Here is a 248-nt window from a genome sequence, read left to right as displayed (position 1 = left end):
TAATAGTTTACACATTGTTTGAGGGCACTATGCGTGCCTTTGCCCGGTCGAAAGCCGTGACTGTTTTCCATAAAGTGCGGGTCAATGATTGGTTCAATCACTTGTCGAATTGCTTGTTGAACAACTCGATCGCGCACACAAGGAATGCCTAGCTTTCGCTTCTCTCCATTCGGTTTTGGTATTTCTACCCGTTTAACCGGTTGGGGTTTATAAGTCCCATTAAGTAATTTATTCCGTAGAGGAATATA

1 protein-coding gene is annotated in these 248 nt (G+C 43.1%); it reads right to left on the bottom strand.

All coding sequences use genetic code 11. The annotated features are described in order from the left end of the window. Positions 1-248 (bottom strand): reverse transcriptase domain-containing protein (locus tag ACEN31_RS11750; RefSeq protein WP_407109499.1); only part of this gene is annotated, 248 nt, incomplete at both ends.

The organism is Ruoffia sp. FAM 26255 (assembly GCF_045528525.1).
GTDB classification, from domain to species: domain Bacteria; phylum Bacillota; class Bacilli; order Lactobacillales; family Aerococcaceae; genus Ruoffia; species Ruoffia tabacinasalis.
The sequence above is the reverse complement of the archived record's forward strand: the minus strand, read 5'-3'. Positions and strand labels throughout refer to the sequence as shown.